General features: G+C 44.3%; 16 protein-coding genes. 6 read left to right on the forward strand and 10 right to left on the reverse strand.

Annotation, left to right across the window (positions count from 1 at the left end; translation table 11 throughout):
- Positions 1–99: 99 nt before the first annotated feature.
- From WD077_07330 to WD077_07355, 6 genes are all read right to left on the reverse strand, one after another.
- A complete protein-coding gene (locus WD077_07330; GenBank protein ID MEX0967033.1) occupies positions 100–711 on the reverse strand; it encodes a hypothetical protein in 612 nt (203 codons plus the stop codon).
- A gap of 246 nt (positions 712–957) precedes the next feature.
- Positions 958–1,725, reverse strand: coding sequence for a 1,2-phenylacetyl-CoA epoxidase subunit PaaC (gene paaC, locus WD077_07335; protein ID MEX0967034.1), 768 nt, complete (start codon positions 1,723–1,725; stop codon positions 958–960).
- Positions 1,718–2,089 carry a 1,2-phenylacetyl-CoA epoxidase subunit B gene (locus tag WD077_07340; GenBank protein MEX0967035.1) on the reverse strand — a complete coding sequence of 124 codons (372 nt, stop codon included), beginning with the start codon at positions 2,087–2,089 and terminating at the stop codon, positions 1,718–1,720. The genes paaC and WD077_07340 overlap by 8 nt, the downstream gene beginning before the upstream one ends.
- Positions 2,090–2,138: 49 nt before the next feature.
- Positions 2,139–3,137 carry a 1,2-phenylacetyl-CoA epoxidase subunit PaaA gene (gene paaA, locus WD077_07345; GenBank protein MEX0967036.1) on the reverse strand — a complete coding sequence of 333 codons (999 nt, stop codon included), beginning with the start codon at positions 3,135–3,137 and terminating at the stop codon, positions 2,139–2,141.
- A gap of 64 nt (positions 3,138–3,201) precedes the next feature.
- Positions 3,202–3,789 carry a TetR/AcrR family transcriptional regulator gene (locus WD077_07350; protein MEX0967037.1) on the reverse strand — a complete coding sequence of 196 codons (588 nt, stop codon included), beginning with the start codon at positions 3,787–3,789 and terminating at the stop codon, positions 3,202–3,204.
- 85 nt (positions 3,790–3,874) lie between these two features.
- Positions 3,875–9,160 (reverse strand): PKD domain-containing protein, encoded by a 5,286-nt coding sequence (locus WD077_07355; GenBank protein ID MEX0967038.1) that lies wholly within the window; start codon positions 9,158–9,160, stop codon positions 3,875–3,877.
- Between the two features lie 400 nt (positions 9,161–9,560).
- Between WD077_07355 and lepA the strand changes: the two genes are divergently transcribed.
- Positions 9,561–11,348, forward strand: coding sequence for a translation elongation factor 4 (gene lepA, locus WD077_07360; GenBank protein ID MEX0967039.1), 1,788 nt, complete (start codon positions 9,561–9,563; stop codon positions 11,346–11,348).
- A 12-nt stretch (positions 11,349–11,360) separates the two neighbouring features.
- Here the strand turns inward: lepA and WD077_07365 are convergent, their stop codons facing one another.
- The 3 genes from WD077_07365 to WD077_07375 form a co-directional block, all read right to left on the reverse strand.
- Positions 11,361–11,795, reverse strand: coding sequence for a nuclear transport factor 2 family protein (locus WD077_07365; protein MEX0967040.1), 435 nt, complete (start codon positions 11,793–11,795; stop codon positions 11,361–11,363).
- Positions 11,796–11,824: 29 nt separating this feature from the next.
- Complete coding sequence (locus WD077_07370; GenBank protein ID MEX0967041.1) at positions 11,825–12,382, reverse strand: YceI family protein; 558 nt, start codon at positions 12,380–12,382, stop codon at positions 11,825–11,827.
- 177 nt (positions 12,383–12,559) lie between these two features.
- Positions 12,560–13,066 carry a DUF4293 domain-containing protein gene (locus WD077_07375; protein MEX0967042.1) on the reverse strand — a complete coding sequence of 169 codons (507 nt, stop codon included), beginning with the start codon at positions 13,064–13,066 and terminating at the stop codon, positions 12,560–12,562.
- A 132-nt stretch (positions 13,067–13,198) separates the two neighbouring features.
- Here WD077_07375 and WD077_07380 point away from each other — a divergent pair, with 132 nt between their 5' ends.
- A complete protein-coding gene (locus tag WD077_07380; GenBank protein MEX0967043.1) occupies positions 13,199–14,398 on the forward strand; it encodes an acetyl-CoA C-acyltransferase in 1,200 nt (399 codons plus the stop codon).
- A 53-nt stretch (positions 14,399–14,451) separates the two neighbouring features.
- Positions 14,452–15,210 (forward strand): tRNA pseudouridine(38-40) synthase TruA, encoded by a 759-nt coding sequence (gene truA / locus WD077_07385; GenBank protein ID MEX0967044.1) that lies wholly within the window; start codon positions 14,452–14,454, stop codon positions 15,208–15,210.
- 4 nt (positions 15,211–15,214) lie between these two features.
- On the opposite strand, the gene WD077_07390 is transcribed toward truA, so the two are convergent.
- The gene (locus WD077_07390; protein ID MEX0967045.1) at positions 15,215–15,931 is read right to left on the reverse strand and encodes a hypothetical protein; all 717 of its coding nucleotides are present in this window, start codon (positions 15,929–15,931) and stop codon (positions 15,215–15,217) included.
- A 412-nt stretch (positions 15,932–16,343) separates the two neighbouring features.
- Here WD077_07390 and WD077_07395 point away from each other — a divergent pair, with 412 nt between their 5' ends.
- The 3 genes from WD077_07395 (at position 16,344) to WD077_07405 (ending at position 21,840) form a co-directional block, all read left to right on the forward strand.
- Positions 16,344–17,309 (forward strand): KpsF/GutQ family sugar-phosphate isomerase, encoded by a 966-nt coding sequence (locus WD077_07395; GenBank protein ID MEX0967046.1) that lies wholly within the window; start codon positions 16,344–16,346, stop codon positions 17,307–17,309.
- A gap of 72 nt (positions 17,310–17,381) precedes the next feature.
- Positions 17,382–18,470 carry a mannose-1-phosphate guanylyltransferase gene (locus WD077_07400; GenBank protein ID MEX0967047.1) on the forward strand — a complete coding sequence of 363 codons (1,089 nt, stop codon included), beginning with the start codon at positions 17,382–17,384 and terminating at the stop codon, positions 18,468–18,470.
- Between the two features lie 121 nt (positions 18,471–18,591).
- Positions 18,592–21,840: a M1 family metallopeptidase gene (locus tag WD077_07405; protein MEX0967048.1), complete on the forward strand. Its 3,249-nt coding sequence runs from the start codon at positions 18,592–18,594 to the stop codon at positions 21,838–21,840.
- The last annotated feature ends 22 nt before the right edge of the window (positions 21,841–21,862 follow it).

Here is a 21,862-nt window from a genome sequence, read left to right on the forward strand (position 1 = left end):
CAAACTTGGTATCCAAATCGTATAATACGTAACTGAATTCCAGGTTAGGGTTTAAGAATTCAGGTAAAGTTTAATCGTGGGAGTTATAGAGTTGGAATTTCAGAAATGGTAAGAAAAAACTATTCGTTCTATAAACGGATCAAAATCCATGTCGTAAAAATGGCTGTTTCTACGTTCTACTCCATGATTATTAAGTATAGTGACTCGAGAGGTGTTATATAAAATTTTCACACCTCCTTCGAAAGCGATTGATAGGTTATCAGATAGTGGCACCTCAATGCCGAAAAAGGGTTGGACGCCACAGCTAATAATATTGGCTCGAACTTCTTCCAGTGTGGCACTTTCAATTCCATTACGATCAAGTGAATCTCTTCTCAAATAGCCAAAGTGATTACCTAAATATATATCGGAGCCATAATAGACTTGCGCGGATCCAAAATTTTGTCTGAATTCAATTCCTGAACGAAGACTGATATTCCCTTCCTTTACCGTACGAACTCTTTGGGTGCTAATTGAATCAAGATTGGCATAGTAGCCTTGAAGATATTGGCCTACACGTCCATAGCTACCGCTTACTCTAAAGGCATATCTTTCAAACCGCCTTTTGTAAATCACTTCGAGACTAGGCCGGGCATCATCACCGCTTATAAGGGTTTGCACCAGAAAATGAGCATTGATCCCTAGTTGATTGTGCGCTGGTTGATGCTTCATGGAGTCGACCGTTTGGGCAGTTGCGGAATAACCTGTTAATGTGCAGCAGAAGCAAAGGACTAGGCGAATCATATAAACTTAAGTTTTGCGGATACCCATCCAAATTAATCATTTTTTAGCCTCATTAAAAAATTTCTGTGAAAATAATTGTGCTCCTCAGAAAAATAAGAAATGAGAGATTATAGGAGACCATAATTTACTTCTGCTTAGCGTTTCTTCTTCAATGCCCTCTGTCAATCTAACCTTTTACCATTCAGCTTGTGGGTCAAGTTGATAAACCTCAGTCATCTCAGTAAGCATTGGCTTGAGATACTCAGTATGGTAAGCATTCCGTCCACCAATGGAAGGTTCCGTAAAATCACCTTTCGGTATTTCCAGGTTTGCTGATTTCAATGCAGAGGTGATGGTTTTCAACCAACTGGCTTTCAAGGCTTCTTCCCCTTCAAAGATGCCTTCACTAATTATAATATCCTCATATTCACTTTGCTCAAAAATTCCTAAGGCGAGAGGAAATGCATCATTGAGGGCAGATTGCAAGCGCCCCCGGCTTTCTTCGTTTGCCTTGGCCAATTGCTGTACCCAGGTATTGGCGTGAAAAACGTGGTATTTTATCTCTCCACGATATTTTATAGCCAAATCTGCAAGGGGTTGAAAACTGGAGCCTGCCAACATACTGAAGCGAATCAGTTCTGAATGGTCAAAAAGGAAGTGACGAATTAAGCTGAAATCATATTCGCCAATGGGCATCTCTACCAAATGGCAGCAACGAAAATCCTTTTCTGTGCGATGAAAGGCAATTTCGTCAGGTTCAGCCTCTCCTAGTTGATGAAGGATCGTATAAATATTCCTGGCGTGGCCGATTTTATCCTGAGCTATCGAAGAAAACGCAATATCCTCTTCAAGCACGGGTCCCAAACCCGTCCATTCTGAATTACGATGCCCGATGATGAGTTGGTCGTCTGCCATTTTATACAGAAGCTCCTTCAGTGCCTGTGTTTTTTTGGGATCATCCATTGAGTTTTTTCTTTTTGTATTCCGCTATTTTCTCACGTACTTTATATTCTCCTGGTTCACGATGAACTTTTTCGGGGGTAGTGGAGAACATATCAGTATCATCATAGGAGGTAGCAAAAATGTCGGTGGATTTAACCACCCAGATATTAGAAGTTTGTCCGCGTCTTCCAAACTGCTCCTTCGCCAGTACCAATGCCATTTCCCCGTTTGGAGCATGCAGAATACCGGAATGCTTATGCTGTTCCCCTCGTTTTTTTTGATGAAACACCTCATAAGTCTGCCAGTTATCCATCGGACTTAATGATACTTCGCTCTCCGGCAAATTCAACCGGTTCACTCTTGGGTCGAAAGAAATTTCTTTCATTTTTTAATTAAATTTTGAGGTACCAAAAGATATTAATGTGTTTTTCATTTTACGCAAAAGGAACTACATATTTCTCCTGCGGATCAAGCAAAGCCTTTCGAACCCAACGGCCATGCTCCTCAGCCCAGGAGCGTACTGCTAGGCGTTCATGATTGCAGGGGCCATTCCCTTTGATTACTTCATAAAATTCATCCCAGTCCGGGTCGCTGAATTCCCATTCTCCACTATCAGGATTTTTCTTCAAATTCTGGTCAGGTAACGTGAGGCCCAACTCCCAAACCCGTGGGACATAAGTATTGAGAAATTGTTGGCGCATATCATCATTGGTGGCCATTTTTACTTTCCAGCGCATTAGCTTTTCCGTATGAACTGACATTTTATCGGGAGGTCCAAAGAAGTGCATAATTGGCTTCCACCAGCGGTTTAGGGCGTCCTGTAGCATCTGGCGCTGATTTTCAGTTCCGGTAGCGAGGGCCACAAAGGCATCGTGGCCTTGTTTCAGGTGAAATGATTCTTCATAGCAAATCCGTTCAAGTGCACGACAATAGGGACCATACGAACCCTTCGAATTGATCACTTGATTTACGATTGCAGCCGCGTCAATGAGAAATCCGATTACCGTGACATCCGCCCAGGTTTCAGCCGGATAATTAAATACATTAGAATATTTCGATTTCCCGGTAAGAAGATCATTGATCATTTCTTCGCGGGGCTTACCTAAAGTTTCTGCAGCGCTATAAAGCAACTGGCCGTGTCCGATTTCATCCTGAACTTTGGCCATAATAGAAAGCTTTCGTCTGAAGCCGGGGGCACGGGTGATCCAGGTACCTTCGGGCAAGGAGCCGATGATCTCTGAATGTGCATGCTGCTCTATCATCCGAATCAGTTGTTTTCGGTATTGAGCCGGCATCCAGTCTCTCGGTTCGATCTTTTCATCAGCATCAATTTTCGCCTCAAAAGCATCAAGCAGTTTAGGATCTTCTTCCTCAACCGGTTGTACTTTTAGTTTTTCTTTATCATCCTGGAAAATATAGCCTCCTCCGTACATAATTGTTAGTTTTTTAGGTGAAAAATTTAATTTGTATCTTAAATTTAATACAAATCTTATTATTTTAATTTTTCGGTTTAAGAATTCCTTTCATCAGTAAATCCGCCAGATTTTCTCCTATCTCAGCAGGCGATAAATTTCCCTCCGGAGTATACCATTCGTATGTCCAGTTGAGCGCGGCTAAAAATGTTCTTGTGGTAAAAGAGAGATTTGTTGCAGAAAATACTTCTGTTGATATTCCTTTGTTTATTATTTGTTTAAAATGATCTTCATACTGTTCGCGCATTGCTTTGAAATGCGATAAATCTGGCTCCTCAAGAAATTTCCAGTCATGGAAAAAAACAGAGGCGGCATTAACGTTTTTTGTAATAACCCGAATATGTGCTTTAATTGATTCCCGGAGTTGTGTTTCAGGGGCCAGGTATTGGCCGCCAATTTGGTGAATCTCTGCAAAGAATTCATCCGCCATCCTGAAGCAGATGCTACGGAGAATTTCCTGTTTGTTTTTAATGTGGCTATAAATGCTGGCAGCTTCAATCCCTATTTCGTTCGCCAAGTGGCGCATAGAGGTAGCAGAATAGCCTTTTTCGCGAAAAAGATTCTCTGCGATCGTGTAGATCTGGGTTTTACGGGGTGCCATTATTTCAGCCATACCTAACGACCGTTAGCAAATATTTAGCCTTTTTCTGTAAATTAAAATTAGGGACAATTGGAGCAAAACAGAGCCTTTTAGGTGCCTACGGCACGATCGTCACCATACCGTTAATCACCCACTTTTTCTCATCGGCTCCCTGTGCATCTATAATATAGACGTAGGCATCAGGCAGAATGGATCCTTTGAATTTACCATCCCACTGGTCTTCCAATGAATTGGATTCAAAAACCAGCATTCCCCACCTGTCGAAAATCTTAATATTATATTCTAGTATATAAGTGCCCTTTACATGGAAGTGATCATTATGATCATCATCATTGGGTGAGAAGGCATTGGGGGCAAATATCGTAGAACGAATGGGGGCGCAGGCTTCATTCGATGTGCTTGTAATATTTATATTCTGATTTGGATGGTCTACAGTTCCATCTCTGTGGGCAACAACCCGGTAGCAATAAGATGGACGATTGTTGATACTGCTGATGCCGTCAGTAAAGATACTATCATCTCCATCCACCTTTGCCAGTTGAGTAAAGCTGCCATCCTCTTCCTTAATCTCAATATCGTAATATTTTACTCCTTCAGCCCATTCCTGATAAGGGGTCCACCTAAGCCGCGGTTTTGACTCGAAGTTGGTGTCAACTTTCAGCAGGATAGTTTTGCCAATATTGCTAAAGTCACTAAGATCACCACAACTATCCAGGTATTGGACGCGGTACCAATAGGAATTGGCATTGACATCTACATCAGTGTCAGTAAATATCTGAATATCCGGGGGCAGGGGAGCCGTAATGTCATTGTAATTGATACCTTCTGCAGAGCGCTGTATTATGACCTCACGTAACGGTTCAGCTGCTGGTATTTTCCATGATACCTGCACATGTTTATTCTGCACTACAGTTGCCGAAACCACTTCCGGATCAGGAAGATCAGGAATATATACCGGCTCGGTTCCGCTGGTATCGCTAAGGGAAATTTGGCGACCACCACCTTTTTCAACTGCTTTTATTTTATAAAAATGCTCAGCATAGCAAATAATATTGCTATCAATAAATAAATTGACATTGCCAGGGACGGCAGCGAGGCTATCGAACCTGCCGGGGGCGTTGAGGTTTTCGCGCAGCACTACATAATGTGCTACACTGTCCCATCCGGTGTAATGATTCCAGGAGAGAACAGACTGTCGAATGCCTGGTCTGGCGGTGAGTTCCACCGTGCAATGCGTTTCCAGGCTTGCTGGTGGGGCCTCCAAATCGCAGGCGTTTACAGCGTTTACTTTAAAGCAATAGGAATTATCTAATGGACTAAGATTTGAAATCTGAATTGAGGTATCATTTATATTAAATATAGAATCATAAATAATAAAATTTCCATTACCATTGGCCATATAAATAACATATTTAACAAAATCATTTTTTTTGAATTTTGAAAAATCCAGTTGTATTGTGAAATTATTTAAAACTGTAGCGCGAAATACGTCAGGAGCCGGAGGTGGCACCGTATCACCAATTAAAATGTGGTTATTCTTGATGCTTGTATCTGTGCAGCCTAAAGCGTCAATAACCACTAGTTTTACATCCAGAGGCCCTGAATTACCAAATCTTTGGACCGGATTTTCTGCTGAAGAGCTGTCCCCGTTTCCAAAGGACCATTTGTATTGAGTGATAATAGTATCAGCGATGCTATTATTAATAAACTTAACATCAGCATTCACGCAATAAGTATTGTCTTCTGTAATGAAATTTGCGCCCACACCACCAATTTTAATTCGTTGAACTACAGTATCGCTGCACCCATGATTATTGGTAGAAATAAGTGTAACGTCATAATATCCTAAGGAATCATAAATGTAGGCAGGAGCCGCTTGTGAGGAGGAATCGCCATTTCCGAATTCCCATTTCCAGGAAGTAATGCTGTCCGCATTTGCAATGGACTCATCGGTAAAATATGTAGGATATCCAAAACACGCACCCGATACGCTAAACGCGGCTTCCGGATGTTCAAAAACGTGCACTGAATCAATAGGGGGCAATACGTAAGTGCAGCCAAAACTGTCGCTCAGTATCAGCAAAGGAATAAATGTACGGGCATCATTATAAGTATGTTGAATGGTGTCGCCTATTCTGATGGAGCCATCACCCAGGTCCCAGGTAACCGTTCTGGCGTTTTGTGTTTCGGCTGAAAACTCTACAGTTAAAGGAACACAGCCTTCCAGTGTATCGAAGGAATAGCTCCCCTCTGGTCCGGCCAGGGAAATATAATCGGTCTTTATAAGTGAATCTTTGCACCCGATTGAATCGGTAATCTCCAGTTTTACAGAAAACCGTCCAGGAATTAAATATATTTTTCTTGGATTTTTCCGGGTGGAATGTGTGCCATCGCCAAAATCCCACTCGTATTTTGTGATAGGCGCATATCCCTCAGTAGAGGTGTTAAAAAATGTAGCCTGTAGTGGCGGGCAGCTTTTGCTTAAAGGTGAAGCTCCGAAATTTGCTTTCAATGGTTTTAATGTACCTTCTATTTGTTTTGTAACAGAATCTATGCACCCAAAACTATCTGTAACGATCAATGTGATCTGGCGCGTTCCTGAAACATTAAAATTAAGAACAGGTGCAGTATCAGTAGATGTTTGCCCACTTCCAAGCCGCCATAAATATTGAAAGGGTCCTAAGCCGTTGGTATCTGAAGAGGCAGGATTGAGGACCATATCCAGAGTAGAACAGTTTGGCTCAGGAAGCGGAGTGATCGAAGGTTCTGGCTTCAGGGGGCGAATAATTTGCCGGGCCGTATCGCTGCATCCCTGGCTATCAACTACAATAAGAGAAATAGTAAACCCATCCCTTTGGTTTTTCGGGGCTGTTATATATTCATATTGAAATACCGGGGAAGTTAAGTTTTGGGAATTCCCGTTTCCTAAATTTAAGAAACGGCTGACAATGGGTGCAGTAGAAGTAGAAGAATCAGAAATTGATACTAGCAGCGGAGTGCAACCTATCTTGGGCGAAGTGCTGAATTTTGCATCAGGACCTTTGATGGAAATGTAGTGGGTTTTAGTTATTTTTTCTACGCAACTGTCTTCAGTAATTATACTCATGGTGACAGTATAATTTCCGGGATTTTCATAAATATGAGTTGGGGATTCCGCAGAATCTATTGTCCCATCTCCAAAGTCCCACACAAAAGATACAGCAGATTGACTGCTGATGCCTGTAAAACTCACATGTAATGGTGCACAACCTGTTTGCTTGTCAGCTTCAAAATCCAGGGAGACAGGAGGATCAATTGTAATGGGTCTGAATGCGGTGTCAGAGCAATTATAGGCGGAGTTATAAGCAATCTGTTGTGCTTCATACGTTCCGGGGCCGGGATACTGGTGGGATGGGTTGCTTTGGGTCGAACTATCACCATCGCCAAAAATCCAATAATATGAAGTAGCACCCACTGAAGCATCTATAAATTCGATGGAGTCAGCATGGCAAATATTTCTTTTTATCGAAAAACGAGCATACGGTGGGTATATTTCTATATAATCAATCTTCTCGGCTGTATCCGGGCATCCATTGCTCCAGGCAACTAAGGTAACTGTATAAAATCCTGAATCTATATCATAATCATAGCCAGGATCAGTATCCCACGAGGTGCCTCCTTCTCCAAAATCCCAATAAAAGGTATCAGCCAGAACGGTAGCATTTATATTCGTTAAGTTGGTGAATTCAACTTTCATATCTTCGATACATCCGGCACGCTTATCAACCGTAAAGTCTGCTGAAGGCTTATCACCAACTGTTACGGATGAATAAAAAGCAGAATCAACACAGCCATCAGCCGTTGTAATTGTAAGCTTAACAGGAAAATCTCCCACATTTGAATAAATTGTTGTCGGGTTTTTCTGAGTTGAAGTTGCGCCATCTCCAAAATCCCATTCATGCGATATAATGGCATCCGCAGTCACTGAGTTATCTGTAAATACTACATTCAGTGGCACGCAACCATTACCAGGTGATACATTAAATTTAGCAACAGGCGGTAATACTTTTATATAGTCGTGTTTTATCAATGTGTCAGTGCAGCCATTGCTTCCGGTCACAATTAGCTTGATGTTATAGCTTCCCGTGCTATCGAAAATATGTTGAGGATTTTTTTGATGTGAGGTATCACCATCTCCAAAATCCCAGAGGTATGATGTTCCATTGGTGGGGCTTCCAGTAAAAGTTGTTGTCAATGGCGGCCTGCACCCTGCGGTATCATTGGCGGAAAAATTAACGGCCGGAGAAGACAAGACGTTGATAATGTTGCTTTTAACAATTGAATCCATACAGCCGGTAGCATTTGTTACTCTTAATTTAACAGAATATGAACCAGAGGCTGTATAGGTATGTGTTGGGTTTTTGGCAGTTGAAGTGTCACCATCTCCAAAGTCCCAAAAATAGTGGCTGCCCGGATCACCGGGACTTGAGGTATTTGTAAAGTTCACGATCAAGGGCTTGCACCCGTTAGATGGAGTATATGAGAATTTCGCCTCTTCTTTTTCAATTGTTACCAGTGCATTTTTGGTTAACGTATCGCTGCAACCTGCGGTGTCAGTCGCAATCAGTGAAACATTAAAACTTCCATCTGAGGTATAGGAATGGGTGGGATTTTTGGCAGTGCTGGAATCTCCGTCACCGAAAAACCATTTAAAGCTTACATTTCCACTGCCGGTAGTGTTATTGGAAAAGTTCACCTGGAGAGGAGGAGAACAGCCGGTGGAATTTTGTGCGGTAAACCTGACTTTGGGTAAAGGTTTTATATAGATCAGGCTATCTTCGGTTATTGTATGATTACAGCCGTTAGTGTCCGTTACGATCAGGATAACGGAATAGCTTCCGGGAGTTCTATAGTGATGGGAGGAACTCGATGAAGTATCTACTGTGCCATCACCAAAATCGAAAATTGTAGCAGAAATAGGTGCCGAACCTGGAGTGGAACTGCTCGTAAAGTTTACCGGCAAGGGAACACATCCTGAAGTGGGACTGGCCGTAATAGATGCTGAAGGAGGCGCGAACACGGTTATGGCATTTTTCATTTCAAAGGTGTCAGTCACCAGGCCATTTGAAACCACCAGTTTTACATCATATACACCGGGCGAATAATATATAGCACTGGGATCTGATTGCGAGCTTTGGTTGCCGTTTCCAAACCACCACTGATGGCTGGTGACCGGGCCGGTAGAAAGATTCGTAAAATTTACAGTTAAAGGGCTGCATCCCTGGGTATTAGAAACTGAAAAATCAGCAGTTATCTGTGCTTCTACCGTCAGGTGAAGTAGAAGTCCTATCCATACAATTAACACGCGCCACTTACTATCCATTCCCTCTCTTCTTAGTGTCATTTAATGCAACATCTTGCATTACGGCCATTTGTCCCTCAAATAATAGAAAACTCTATTTGTTCTCTCTGCGATCCTGAAATACGGCTTTTTTTGCATAACAGTGCAAAAAGGAGGCGATTGTTCCAAATGCATTCACCTAAATAAAAGCGAGTTGTACCCCCCGGTGTTCGCTTTATCTTGTTGTTTTCCGATAATTCAGAAGATATAAAACTATATCCTTCGGCACCAAAGATGATAAAATTTCTATTCAGAAAAAAGAGAAAGTATTTTATGGTCAAAAAAAATATTCTTGCTGTGTCAGAAATTGGATTAATTATATTTTTATGACTTTAGAGAGCATTGTGGGAGTTCCTTTAACAGCCGTGTTTGGAGCGGTCAAATGATGTAATTTTGCTGCCTTATGAAGAATTTCAGGAATTTCTGCATCATTGCACATATTGATCATGGTAAGAGCACATTAGCTGATCGCCTATTGGAATATACCAATACTGTAACTGACCGTGACCGGAAAGAACAGGTACTCGATGATATGGATCTGGAACGCGAGCGGGGAATTACAATAAAAAGCCACGCCATCCAGATGTACTATGAATACAAGGGCGAATCATATACCTTAAATCTTATTGACACTCCCGGCCATGTGGATTTTTCCTATGAAGTGTCGCGTGCTATTAAATCTTGTGAAGGTGCATTGCTGGTAGTAGATGCAGCGCAAGGAATTGAGGCACAAACTATCAGCAATCTTTTTTTAGCTCTGGAACATAATCTGGAAATAATTCCTGTGCTCAATAAAATAGATTTGCCTGGAGCCATGATAGAGGAAGTAAAAGATCAGATCATTGAACTCCTGGGATGTGCTGATGAAGACATTTTGCTTGCAAGCGCCAAAACAGGTGTTGGCGTTCATGATATTCTTAGTGGAATAGTTGAGCGCATTCCTGCACCAAAAGGGGATCCTGAAGCACCGCTACAGGCTCTGATCTTCGATTCGGTATACAATCCATTCAGGGGTGTTGTGGCTTATTACCGTGTGATGAACGGCAGGATCCGGCATAACGAAGCCGTGAAGTTTGTTCATACAGGCAAGGAATATCATGCTGACGAAATTGGCAATCTTGGCCTCAAACCTATGCCTCAAAAGATAATTGAAGCCGGAGATGTGGGATATATTATTTCAGGGATCAAAATTTCAAAGGAAGTAAAAGTAGGAGACACGATAACTTCTGTAAAGAATCCATGTAAGCAAGCCATCCAGGGCTATGAGAACGTGAAGCCAATGGTTTTTGCCGGCATTTATCCTGTAGAGTCGGAGGATTTTGAGGAGCTGCGGGGAAGCATGGAAAAGCTGCAATTGAATGACGCATCTCTTACGTGGGAACCTGAAACTTCTGTGGCGCTTGGCTTTGGTTTTCGGTGCGGGTTCCTGGGAATGCTGCACATGGAAATTATACAGGAACGTCTGGAACGTGAGTTTGACATGAACGTCATTACCACCGTCCCCAACGTGAGCTATCATGTTTTCACTTCTGACGGCAAAATGCATGTAGTTACCAATCCATCTGATTTGCCCGACCCTGGCCGGATAGAACGGACGGAGGAGCCCTATATCGTCAGTTCCATCATTACCAAATCAGATTTTGTAGGGCCGGTGATGGGCCTCTGCCTCGAAAAAAGGGGCATTATCAAAAACCAGGTTTACCTTTCTTCTAAACGTGTAGAACTCTCTTTTGAATTGCCACTTGGGGAAATCGTGTTTGATTTTTATGATAAACTTAAAACCATTTCCCGGGGCTATGCTTCCTTCGATTATCATCCGCTTGGCTACCGCGAAAGCCATCTGGTGAAGCTGGATATTCGACTGAATGGCGAACCGGTGGATGCGCTCTCTGCAATTCTTCACCGCGATAAGTCTTATGAATGGGGCAAGAAAATCTGCGAAAAGCTCAGGGAACTTCTCCCGCGCCAGCAATTCGAGATTGCCATCCAGGCTTCTATCGGAACTAAGGTCATTGCCCGTGAAACCGTGCGTGCTTTGCGCAAGGACGTAACGGCCAAATGTTACGGGGGAGATATTTCCCGGAAACGCAAGCTGCTGGAAAAACAGAAGAAGGGTAAAAAGCGCATGAAGCAGGTTGGGAATGTAGAAATTCCTCAAACTGCCTTTTTGGCTGTACTTAAAATTGATTAGCAAAAACAGACGTTAGCTGGAATGGTCCACAATGATCTTCCATGCTCCATTGATTTTTTTCCAAATAAGACTGTAGTGGCCGCTGAGATTTCCATCCGGGCGCTCAATAGCCCATTTGCCTAAGACCAAAATATGGTGCGGGCCGATTCCTTCGACACTTAAGATTTCAAATGTGAGGTAGCCCATTGCGGCAGCATCGGGATAAGATCGCCTATAGTTGTTGAGCGTGGTTTCCCAGCCGAAAGTCAGGCCACGGCTACCAATAAAACGAAGGGAATCACTTTGCCAGTAACCCTCCATATAGCACTCCAGATTGCCCTTATTCCAGCATTGCTCTTGTTGTTTCATGGTCTCAAGGATCTGGCTCCTATCCTCAGGCGTTAGTTCCTGGCCGGAAACCATAAGGGGTGGAATTAAAAACAATAGGAGTAAATAGAAATATTTCATTTGAATACGGTTACGCCTCTTCTTTCGCACTAGCGGCTTCCATGAAGATCGAGAGCAAAATAAATATCTTCCTTTAGTTCCCAGCGTGCAGCACGGGCAGAGAACTGGCCTGTCGCTGTAACCTGTTCGCCATCAATTTTTACCATCAGCGGGAAGGTTATGTCCTCATAGATTCCTTTAATGATTAGCCTGCCAGTGACTTCAAAAATGCTCCATCCTTCATCGTCTGGTTTCTGGCTCGCTTTAGTGAGCTTAAAGCTTATGTCCGGATGCAATTCCGCATTCAGGTTTTTCTCCGCCCGAAGGTCTTTGATTATCTTTTGTTGCTTTTTCTCTTTTTCAGGGATGACAACGGAAAGCTCATCCAGGTCCAGTTTAAGATCCAGGGCATTCAGCCGGCCATAGTCAATGTCAATGCTTCCTCGTGCCAGCCCGATTTTGCCTTCGTAGCCGTCTCCGATAATTTTCCAGGTTATCGTACTTTCCTGGGGTGAAAACTTAAACTGCCCGCTTTCCTGCTTTTTCAGGTGGAAACCAGAAAAGGGGATCACCATTACAAGTAATAATATTGTTTTATAAGTGCTCATAAATTCAGTTTTACATTATTGCTTGTCAATATTCTTACTTTATGATGGATTTACAAATAGAAAATTTCAATTAAAAATTCAGATACACGGATCAATTTATTTATTTAATATTATCTGAATTAGGATGATGCTTTTTCAATTGAAATCCGCCTGTACCGAGCAATGGAGGCTGAAAAGCTATCGCAGCCGTTCGGAAGACCTGACCAAATTTTCATCAGCCGTAATGGCGCGAGTAGCCAGGAAGAAGAAAGCAATGCTCGCAATGGGCAGGAAGGCCGCCACATCATACATGCTTTCATAGTCAGTGTTCTGAAAATACGCTTTGCCTTCATCAATATAGAAGAATATAATCACAAGTACCCCCGTAAGGAGCAGCATGCAAAGACGGGAGATGGTGTTCTGAAGTTTGCGGTTCTTGTAAAGAAAAATTGCAATGAATCCGAGGATGGTGGTGAGACCACATAAAAGCGCAATCCAGAATGTGTTTTGAACAACCATATCAGCCTCGGCTTCGGTATTGCCGGTGGTTTCCATCACCATTTCAGAGGCGTCCAGAATCACAACCTGTTCTATGCCCTGGTTTGCGTCAGGAGCTACCTCGCCACTCCAGATGTCAAATGCCAGGACAGATGCGGCAAGCACTGCGGCAATAAGAAGGTAAAGACTTTGGATTCGCTGGATCATTGTTTCAGGATTTTTTGCCGCGAAATTACACCAACCTGTTACATCGCCAAGAACTTTACGCAATCAGCCATGAGCAGCATTTCCGGTCAGTGCTCAGAAATCCGGTAACTTTGCCATCCAAAAAAAACCGTAATGAAAACCGCTTATATAGTTGATGCCGTCCGAACGCCAATAGGCAAATATGGAGGCGCACTTAGTTCTGTAAGGCCTGATGATCTGGCCGCGCTGGTCATTAAAATGTTGATACAAAGGAATCCTCGTTTAGATGTAAATGAAATTGAGGATGTAGTTTTTGGAGCGGCAAATCAGGCAGGCGAGGATAACCGGAATGTAGCGCGGATGGCACTGCTTCTTGCAGGCCTTCCGGTTGAAGTGGGAGGCATTACCGTAAACCGCCTTTGTGCGTCCGGCCTGCAGTCTATAATGGATGCCTCACGTGCGCTGATGTGCGGAGATGGCAATGTTTACCTGGCAGGTGGTGTGGAAAGCATGAGCCGCGCCCCTTACGTTATGGCCAAACCGGAAGCTGCGTTTGATCGCAATCCCAGGATATATGATACATCCATTGGCTGGCGGTTCACGAATAAGACCCTGGCTTCAATGTATTTTCCTTATGCGATGGGCGAAACGGCTGAGAAAGTGGCCAGCCAATGGAATATAACCCGCGAAGCGCAGGATGAATTTGCACACCGGACCCAGGAGAAGTATCAACAGGCGCATGAAAAACACAGGTTTAAGGAGGAAATGATAAAAGTGGAGATTCCACAGCGCAAAGGCGAATCCATCATGGTGGAAAAAGACGAGCATCCACGCCTTTCCTCTGTTGAAAAACTGGCGAGCCTGAAACCTGCTTTTGTAAAAGACGGAACAGTGACTGCGGGAAATTCCTCCGGGATAAATGATGGCGCGGCAGTTACCCTGATCGTTAATGATGATGTACTGAAAAAATACAACCTGAAGCCAATGGCGCGCGTAGTGAGCATGGCAGTGGCCGGAACTCCGCCCCATATCATGGGCATTGGTCCTGTCCCCGCTACCCAAAAAGCGCTGAAACGGGCGGGCCTCAAGGTTCAGGATCTTGACCTGATAGAACTGAATGAAGCATTTGCTGCTCAGTCGCTGGCGTGTATTCGCGATCTCGAACTGGATCCTGATAAGGTGAATGTAAACGGAGGAGCCATTGCATTGGGCCATCCCCTTGGCTGTAGCGGGACACGCATTTCCACTACGCTGCTTTTCGAAATGCAAAAACGACAAAACGCCAGGTACGGCCTTGCCACCATGTGCGTAGGCGTGGGTCAGGGCGCAGCTGTGATTTATGAAAAGCTATAAAAGCTGATCCCTTTTGTGTCTATCAAAGCCTCATTTTTCCGTGGAATTTCTCTATGCGCTACTTTCTTGAAATAGCTTACAACGGCAGTGGTTTTCATGGATGGCAGCGGCAGAAGAACGCAATGACGGTGCAGGAGGTCATGGAAAAGGCGATCAGCACCAAGCTCCGTGAAGTTATCGTCTGTAACGGCTGCGGACGAACCGATACAGGTGTTCATGCCAGGCAGTTCTTTCTGCATTTTGAAACAGGACAATCCCTTGAAGCCGGCTTTCCCACTATGCTGAATTTTCTCCTGCCCAGAACCATCCTTGCAAAGCGGCTATATCAGGTGGAAGACAACGTTCATGCACGATATTCCGCAATTAGCCGCACGTATCAGTATAAGGTTGTTACTGTAAAAAATCCGTTTCTGCTCAATCTGGCTACTTTTTATTACTACCCTTTGCATCTTGAAAAACTAAATGCTGCGGCCCGGTTGCTCCTTGAGTACAACGACTTCAAAGCGTTCAGCAAAACGGGAGGAAATTCAAAGACAACGATATGCGAGATAACAGAAGCTCACTGGACGTATTCGGAAGGTGTGTACGTATTCACTATTTCAGCTAATCGTTTTCTGCGCAGCATGGTGCGTATACTGACGGGAACGATGCTGGAAACCGGGGCAGATAAAATGCCTCTGGAACGTTTCCACGATATACTAAAAAGCAAAGACAGGCACCTTAGCAAAAGAGCCTTAGAGCCGGACGGCCTCTATCTTTCCCGTGTGGATTATCCTGAGGGAATATTCCAAACAGTGAAACCGCAACCTTGAATGCTCAGGCCGCAATGGTGATGTGCCTTGCCAGCATCCGCTTGGCGATGGGCAGGTAAGTTTCCTCCATCGGCAACTCGAATTCAGACTCGAAGAGATAAGTGGCAGGCGGCTGTTCCAGGGCAAATTCCTTTATCACGCTCTCCTTAACTTTAAGGCCGGGTGCATAGGAAGTGCTTTCATACGCACGCAGAAATTGTGTGGCAATCGTCCGGTAATTTTCACCGAAGCTTTCAAACAGCCCAACCTTGTAGCGGTACACCCGCATCGTGCTGTCTTTCCCCCAACGGAAGAGCAGCAGCCCGTATTCCAGATCAAGCGGCACGAGACCCACCGTAGAGAACGCAATGTGTTTCTCAATAAATTCATAGATCTCTTTACCCTCTTCCAGGCAGCTTTTGATCTTCCCTCTGGAAAAATCCACGATCGCCTCCAGTTCATCCATTAAGTCATCATCATTGATCACTTTCTTATAGATGAGCCTGAACTGCTTTGAATCAAATTTCTCCAGGTCAGTCGGAAACTGATCCTGAAGTTCCCGCTTTTCTTCCAGGAACTTGTTTAGATTGGCATATTGCTGCACAAGCAGTGCTAAGTGCGGGTATAATTTGGTAAGCGAAAAATTCCTGTCCACTTCCTGTAAATAGGCCAGAAGAATATATTTCTTATACTCAAAATCTACTCTTCCCTCAAAAAACCAGTTTTCTGATAGCGTTTTCATCTGATATTCCCTTTTAGTTTTTAATAGTAATTAACAAATAAATCCATGAATTTGCTGTCCCAATTTAACGTATAAGTTTTCTATGTTCTTATTTTTCTATGTTTACCAATATGGGTCAATCAATTCTTCACAGGTGTAACGTGCTATTCGAGAGCAGCTTGAAAGATATGATTATTCATTTAAAATCAAAAAAGTTTGGTATAGTCAAATTGTAAGCAATTCATGTGGTGATCCAATAATTGCCTGAAAAATGAATAAATTTCCGACCTTGATTGCAGCCCTTGCAATGGATTTGTTCAGGTTCAGTACCAGCCTGTACGCATAGTTGATCTTGCAGATCGCATTTCCACGGCAAATCATGCAGCTACAAGCTATCAGTTATATTTGCCCAAAAATCCATTTTCCGGTTTTAATGAAGTCATACGAAGAAATTTCCCGGATCGCAACAGGTGTTCTTGATAATGAGGCGCAGGCAATTCTGAACCTACGCAAGGCTATCAATCAGGACTTTTACCGCGCGCTGGGATTTATTTACAATTCCAAAGGCCGTGTCATTATTTCTGGTATTGGAAAGAGTGCATTGATTGCTCAAAAGATTGTGGCTACCCTCAACAGCACTGGCACACCATCAGTATTTATGCATGCGGCTGATGCAGTGCATGGCGATCTTGGCATCGTACAGCAGGATGATGTCGTGATTATTATCAGCAAAAGCGGTAACACGGCAGAGATAAAAGTGCTGGTGCCTTTGCTGAAGATAGGGGGAAATCACCTTATAGCAATGGTTGGCGCCCCGGATTCTTACCTGGCTCAGCAGGCTGATTGCATTCTGGATACGACAATAGAAGTGGAGGCATGTCCTCATAACCTTGCTCCCACTACCAGCACTGCAGCTCAAATGGCGATGGGTGATGCACTCGCGGTTTGCCTACTCAGCATCCGTGACTTTGGAAGCCGGGACTTTGCCCGCTTCCACCCGGGAGGAGCGCTCGGCAAGCGTCTTTACCTGCGCGTAGAAGATATAACCGATCAGAACTTGAAACCGGAAATCGAAGCCAACGCCCGCCTGCAGGAGATCATCCTCGAAATAACCTCAAAACGACAGGGGGCCGTGGCCGTAATGGAAGATGGAAAACTTCAGGGAATGATAACGGATGGCGACTTACGCAGAATGCTGGAGAAAAATGCCGATCTTACGAAGGTAACAGCCAGGGATATCATGTCGCCTCATCCCCACACCATTGAGCATGATGCACTCGCAGTGAGGGCACTCAGGATTATCCGCGAAAACAAAGTTCAGCAATTGATTGTGATGAAGCATAACCGGTATATTGGGATGGTTCATTTTCATGACCTGAACCGCGAAGGACTTATTTGAACAAATTAAAATACCGCAGATATGAATTGACAGCTACCTATTTAAAAACACAGCTAACTCAATTAAAACAAAGTGAAATTGAATAAAAATTACTTTGCGGTGATCATGGCAGGAGGGATTGGCAGCCGATTCTGGCCCATGAGCACGCAGGAACATCCTAAACAGTTCCACGACCTGCTGGGCAGCGGGAGCACACTTCTCCAAAAGACCTTTCAGCGATTCAGCAGCATTTGCCCGACTGAAAATATTTACATCGTTACCAATGAGCGCTATCGTGAAGTTGTTAAGCGCCAGTTGCCTGAAATCGGTCACACCCAGATTTTGGGAGAACCCATGGCGCGAAATACGGCCCCATGCCTCGCTTTTGCGCTGCAACACATTAAGCTGAAGAATCCTGATGCTTCTATGGTGGTGGCTCCCTCTGATCATCTTATTATGGATGAAACAAAGTTTGAAACCTCAATTCATAAAGCCTTACAATTTGCAGCGAATAATGACGTGTTGATAACGCTGGGCATCCAGCCCACCCGCCCGGATACGGGATACGGCTACATCCAGTTTCATGATGACCGGAATAAAGAGGGTTTTTTTAAAGTAAAAACCTTTACAGAAAAGCCCAACCGCGAAATGGCTGAATACTTCCTGCAAACCGGGGAGTTTTTATGGAATGCCGGGATTTTTATCTGGAGTGCCCGTTCCATCGAAAATGCCTTTAATAAACACCTCCCGCAGCTTCAGGAGGCATTTAACAAAGGCAGCAAATTATATGGTACAGAAGGGGAAAAGGCTTTCGTGGCCAAAACCTACGAAACCAGCAACATTGTGAGCATTGACTACGGCATTATGGAAAAGGCTGACAACGTATACGTGATGCCGGCAACATTTGAATGGAGCGATGTAGGAACATGGGATGCTGTATACACGCTGATGAAAAAGGACAGCCAGCAAAATGTGGTTAAAGGAGATCATGTTTATTTGCGCAACAGTTCCGGAAGCCTCGTTATGGTGCCGGACGGCAAGCTGGTAGCCCTCAACGGAGTAGAGAATCTGATCGTGGTGGAGCACGATAATTTGCTGCTCATCACAGAGCGCAGTCGTGAACAGGAAATCCGCCACATCGTCAATGAGCTTAAGCTTAAGTACAATGGTAAATTCACTTAAAGCTTCTCAATATTATAGTAATTGGTAGCTAAGCTGGTATTATGACTGGTTTGCTGTTTTCTTACCCGACACCGATCACTTTTTCAAAAATTTAGTTTTAACCCGACATTAATTTTCAAAAATGAAACAAAGTCTGCTTGTAATTGCCCTGGTACTGATCTGCTCATTTTCTGTTTTTGGCCAAAGCAGTAATTATCTGCTGAATTATCGCAATCCTGCTAATAGTCTTTACTGGAAGAACAAAATGCCACATCCCGGATATTGGCAGCAGGATGTGCATTACAGGATTAAGGCAGAAATGAATGATCAGCTAAATATTATTTCAGGAACAGAGGAGCTTACATATTATAATAATTCACCTGATACGCTGCACGAGGTCTTCTTTCATTTGTACCAAAATGCATTTCAGCCGGGCGCTTATTATGACAAGCTTCAGCGAAATAATAAAGTGAATATCCGGTATGGGTTCTATGAGAGCGAAGGATATGGCACTACCATACAAAAGCTGGAAGCCAACGGGCAGGAAGTGCAGGCCGAGCTGGATAATACCATCCTGCGCGTTCAACTGCCGCAGCCCCTGCTCCCGAATGACTCCGTTACGTTCGATATTGAATTCGCCACTTTCTTTGATATAGGAAGCGTCAGGCGAAGGATGAAAATGTTCTTTAACAAAGACGGGTCAAAACATTATAATGGTGTCCACTGGTATCCGCGTATTTCGGTTTACGACCGCAAATTTGGCTGGACCACGGACCAGCATCTTGGCCGTGAGTTCTATGGCGATTTCGGAACCTTTGAGGTGGACCTGACTTTTCCCAGCCACTACATTGTGGATGGTACAGGAGTGCTGCTGAACCGCGATGAATTGCTCCCTGAAGCGCTGAGGCAAAAGCTGGATATTTCTAATTTTAAGGATAAACCCTTTGGTTCCATGCCTTCCGAAATTATTCCGGTGGATTCGGGACAGACCAAGACCTGGCGGTTTTTTGCCAACAATGTCCATGATTTTGGCTGGACGGCAGATCCCACCTACCGTATTGCAGAAGTGGAGTGGAACGATATTAAGGCAGTGGCACTTGCCAGAGAGCAAAATGCTGCCGGATGGCAGGGTGCAGCCGAGTACACTTCGCGCATAATCCAGATATTTTCACGGGATTTTGGCCTCTACGCCTGGCCGAAAATTATCGTGGCAGATGCCGAAGACGGAATGGAATACCCCATGATGACGCTGGACAGAGGAAGGGAACCTTCCTATAACAGTTTGCTGGTACATGAAGTGGGACACATGTGGTTCTTCGGGATGCTGGGAAATAACGAGACATATCGTGCTTCTATGGATGAAGGATTCACGCAATTCCTCACGGTGTGGGGCCTGGAGCAACTTGATGGTAATAGTCCGGCTTATGGACGTCCGAAATGGGCAGGGAAAAATTTCGAGAATCAGGAATTCAAAATGGCGCGCCTCTATGGGCCATACCTGCGGGATGCGATCCTGAACCGGGATGCAGTGCTGAATACCCATAGTGATGATTTTGGCGGAGCTATCCGCCACGGTGGCGGCTATGGCCATGTGTATTATAAAACCGGCACAATGCTTTACAATCTTCAATATGTGCTGGGAGATGATCTTTTTCAGCGGGCAATGCAGAATTATGTGGAGCAATGGAAAATCGCCCATCCTTATTTCGAGGATTTTCGCAATTCAGTCATCAGCTTTACAGGCGTTGATCTCAACTGGTTTTTCGACCAATGGTGGACCACCAACAAGCATATTGACTACGCCATCCAGAGCGTGAGCCGCGACCGGAGCCTTGAGAAAGAGGTGAAAGCGGAATTACCGGAAGGAGAGAATGTTGATACAGAGATCTATGTATACAGAATTAAACTTAAGCGGAAAGCAGAAATGCAGATGCCAATTGATCTGCGTGTGACGGGTAAGTCGGGCACTGAATATGACTTTTATATTCCCAATAGTTGGTTCGAGAAGGAGACCAATGCCTTTATACTCCCGCGATGGATTGGATGGGGTGAAAAGCTGAATCCTGAATACGAAGCCGTAATAAGCATGAATGAAAAAATTGATGATGTAGAGATTGATCCTTCCCACCGGATGGCTGATGTATACCTACCGGACAACAAGAAATCATGCAACACAGAGTTGCAATTTGAAAAACCATATAATGAGCCACCTGACTGGGAACATTACTCCATGAATTGGCGACCAGATGTATGGTACAATTCCGTGGATGGAATAAAGGCCGGTCTGCACCTCAATGGCGGGTATCAAAATATCCTCAATAAATTCCATCTCACGGCCTGGTACAATACAGGATTATTAAAAAGAGATACTTTCGAGACAGTCGCTCATGACGAATGGCAGGATCAGTTTTCTTTCAATTTTAAATATGAAACACAACTGCTGAGTATAGACCCTGCCCTGAAGCTGAAGTTGGGTTTGAAACACCTGGATGGACTCACCGGTGGCAACATTGGCCTGGAGCGCGATCTGCACAAAGGGCGCAGCCTCAGCCTCTCCATCAACACCTGGTTGCGACCGGATTCCAGCGATCTGGATTACCTGATTTATCCTGACGAATGGCAGCCCGCGAATAACAATACAGCCCTCTCGCTCGACTACCGGAAAAATTATGCTTTAACCAAAGGCAACGGCAGTGTAACCGCTGGTGTAGAAACCTCTATTTTTACGAAGGATTATAACTACTACACGGCACGGGCAGAATGGCAAAATCGCTTTTACTGGCAAAAGTTCTGGATTAAAAACCGCCTCTTTGCCTCCCATTCCGGAGGTACGCGGCAACCGGATGAATCCATGCTCTTTCTGGCCGGAGCCAGCCCTGTGGACCTGATGGATGACAAATACATGCGATCACGCGGTTTCTTCCCGGATGATTGGTTGGGATACGGCATTGAAACAAACCACCTACACCATGGCGGAGGACTGAACCTGCGCGGCTACAGCGGTTATCTGGCGCCACACGCTGATCCTGACACGAATATCTTTCTCGTTTACAAAGGATTTACAGGCGCTGCCTTGAACCTTGAGGTGGAGTTTGGAAATTGGTTTCCCATTCGTCCGCCACTGCTGAAAAAATTCCTGCGCATGACCCCTTATTTATTTGCTGATGTTGGGGTGATGAACTATAATGACATTGGCGAAAGCCTTGAATTTGCGGAGCCACGGGCCGATGCGGGGATCGGTGCAGTTTTTTCGATCCACAACTGGTTTAACATTGAAAAAGCATCGCCTCTCCACATCCGCGTGGATTTTCCGCTCTTCCTGAGCCACACTCCGGCAGTGGAAGAGAATTTCCAGTTCCGATACGTAATTGGAGTGGGCCGGGCTTTTTAAAACCGTCCTTTTCCCGCAGGTT

This window comes from Bacteroidia bacterium (genome assembly GCA_040880525.1).
Classification (GTDB): domain Bacteria; phylum Bacteroidota; class Bacteroidia; order CAILMK01; family JBBDIG01; genus JBBDIG01.

What these genes read in the sequence shown, in the direction of transcription:
- WD077_07395 (MEX0967046.1), top strand. Translation starts at nt 16,344, where the DNA reads ATGAAGTCATACGAAGAAATTTCCCGGATCGCAACAGGTGTTCTTGAT.
- WD077_07380 (MEX0967043.1), top strand. Translation starts at nt 13,199, where the DNA reads ATGAAAACCGCTTATATAGTTGATGCCGTCCGAACGCCAATAGGCAAA.
- WD077_07390 (MEX0967045.1), bottom strand. Translation starts at nt 15,931, where the DNA reads ATGAAAACGCTATCAGAAAACTGGTTTTTTGAGGGAAGAGTAGATTTT.
- WD077_07330 (MEX0967033.1), bottom strand. Translation starts at nt 711, where the DNA reads ATGAAGCATCAACCAGCGCACAATCAACTAGGGATCAATGCTCATTTT.
- WD077_07405 (MEX0967048.1), top strand. Translation starts at nt 18,592, where the DNA reads ATGAAACAAAGTCTGCTTGTAATTGCCCTGGTACTGATCTGCTCATTT.
- paaA (MEX0967036.1), bottom strand. Translation starts at nt 3,137, where the DNA reads ATGTACGGAGGAGGCTATATTTTCCAGGATGATAAAGAAAAACTAAAA.
- WD077_07365 (MEX0967040.1), bottom strand. Translation starts at nt 11,795, where the DNA reads ATGAAATATTTCTATTTACTCCTATTGTTTTTAATTCCACCCCTTATG.
- lepA (MEX0967039.1), top strand. Translation starts at nt 9,561, where the DNA reads ATGAAGAATTTCAGGAATTTCTGCATCATTGCACATATTGATCATGGT.
- paaC (MEX0967034.1), bottom strand. Translation starts at nt 1,725, where the DNA reads ATGGATGATCCCAAAAAAACACAGGCACTGAAGGAGCTTCTGTATAAA.
- WD077_07375 (MEX0967042.1), bottom strand. Translation starts at nt 13,066, where the DNA reads ATGATCCAGCGAATCCAAAGTCTTTACCTTCTTATTGCCGCAGTGCTT.
- WD077_07370 (MEX0967041.1), bottom strand. Translation starts at nt 12,382, where the DNA reads ATGAGCACTTATAAAACAATATTATTACTTGTAATGGTGATCCCCTTT.
- truA (MEX0967044.1), top strand. Translation starts at nt 14,452, where the DNA reads ATGCGCTACTTTCTTGAAATAGCTTACAACGGCAGTGGTTTTCATGGA.
- WD077_07340 (MEX0967035.1), bottom strand. Translation starts at nt 2,089, where the DNA reads ATGAAAGAAATTTCTTTCGACCCAAGAGTGAACCGGTTGAATTTGCCG.
- WD077_07355 (MEX0967038.1), bottom strand. Translation starts at nt 9,160, where the DNA reads ATGACACTAAGAAGAGAGGGAATGGATAGTAAGTGGCGCGTGTTAATT.
- WD077_07350 (MEX0967037.1), bottom strand. Translation starts at nt 3,789, where the DNA reads ATGGCTGAAATAATGGCACCCCGTAAAACCCAGATCTACACGATCGCA.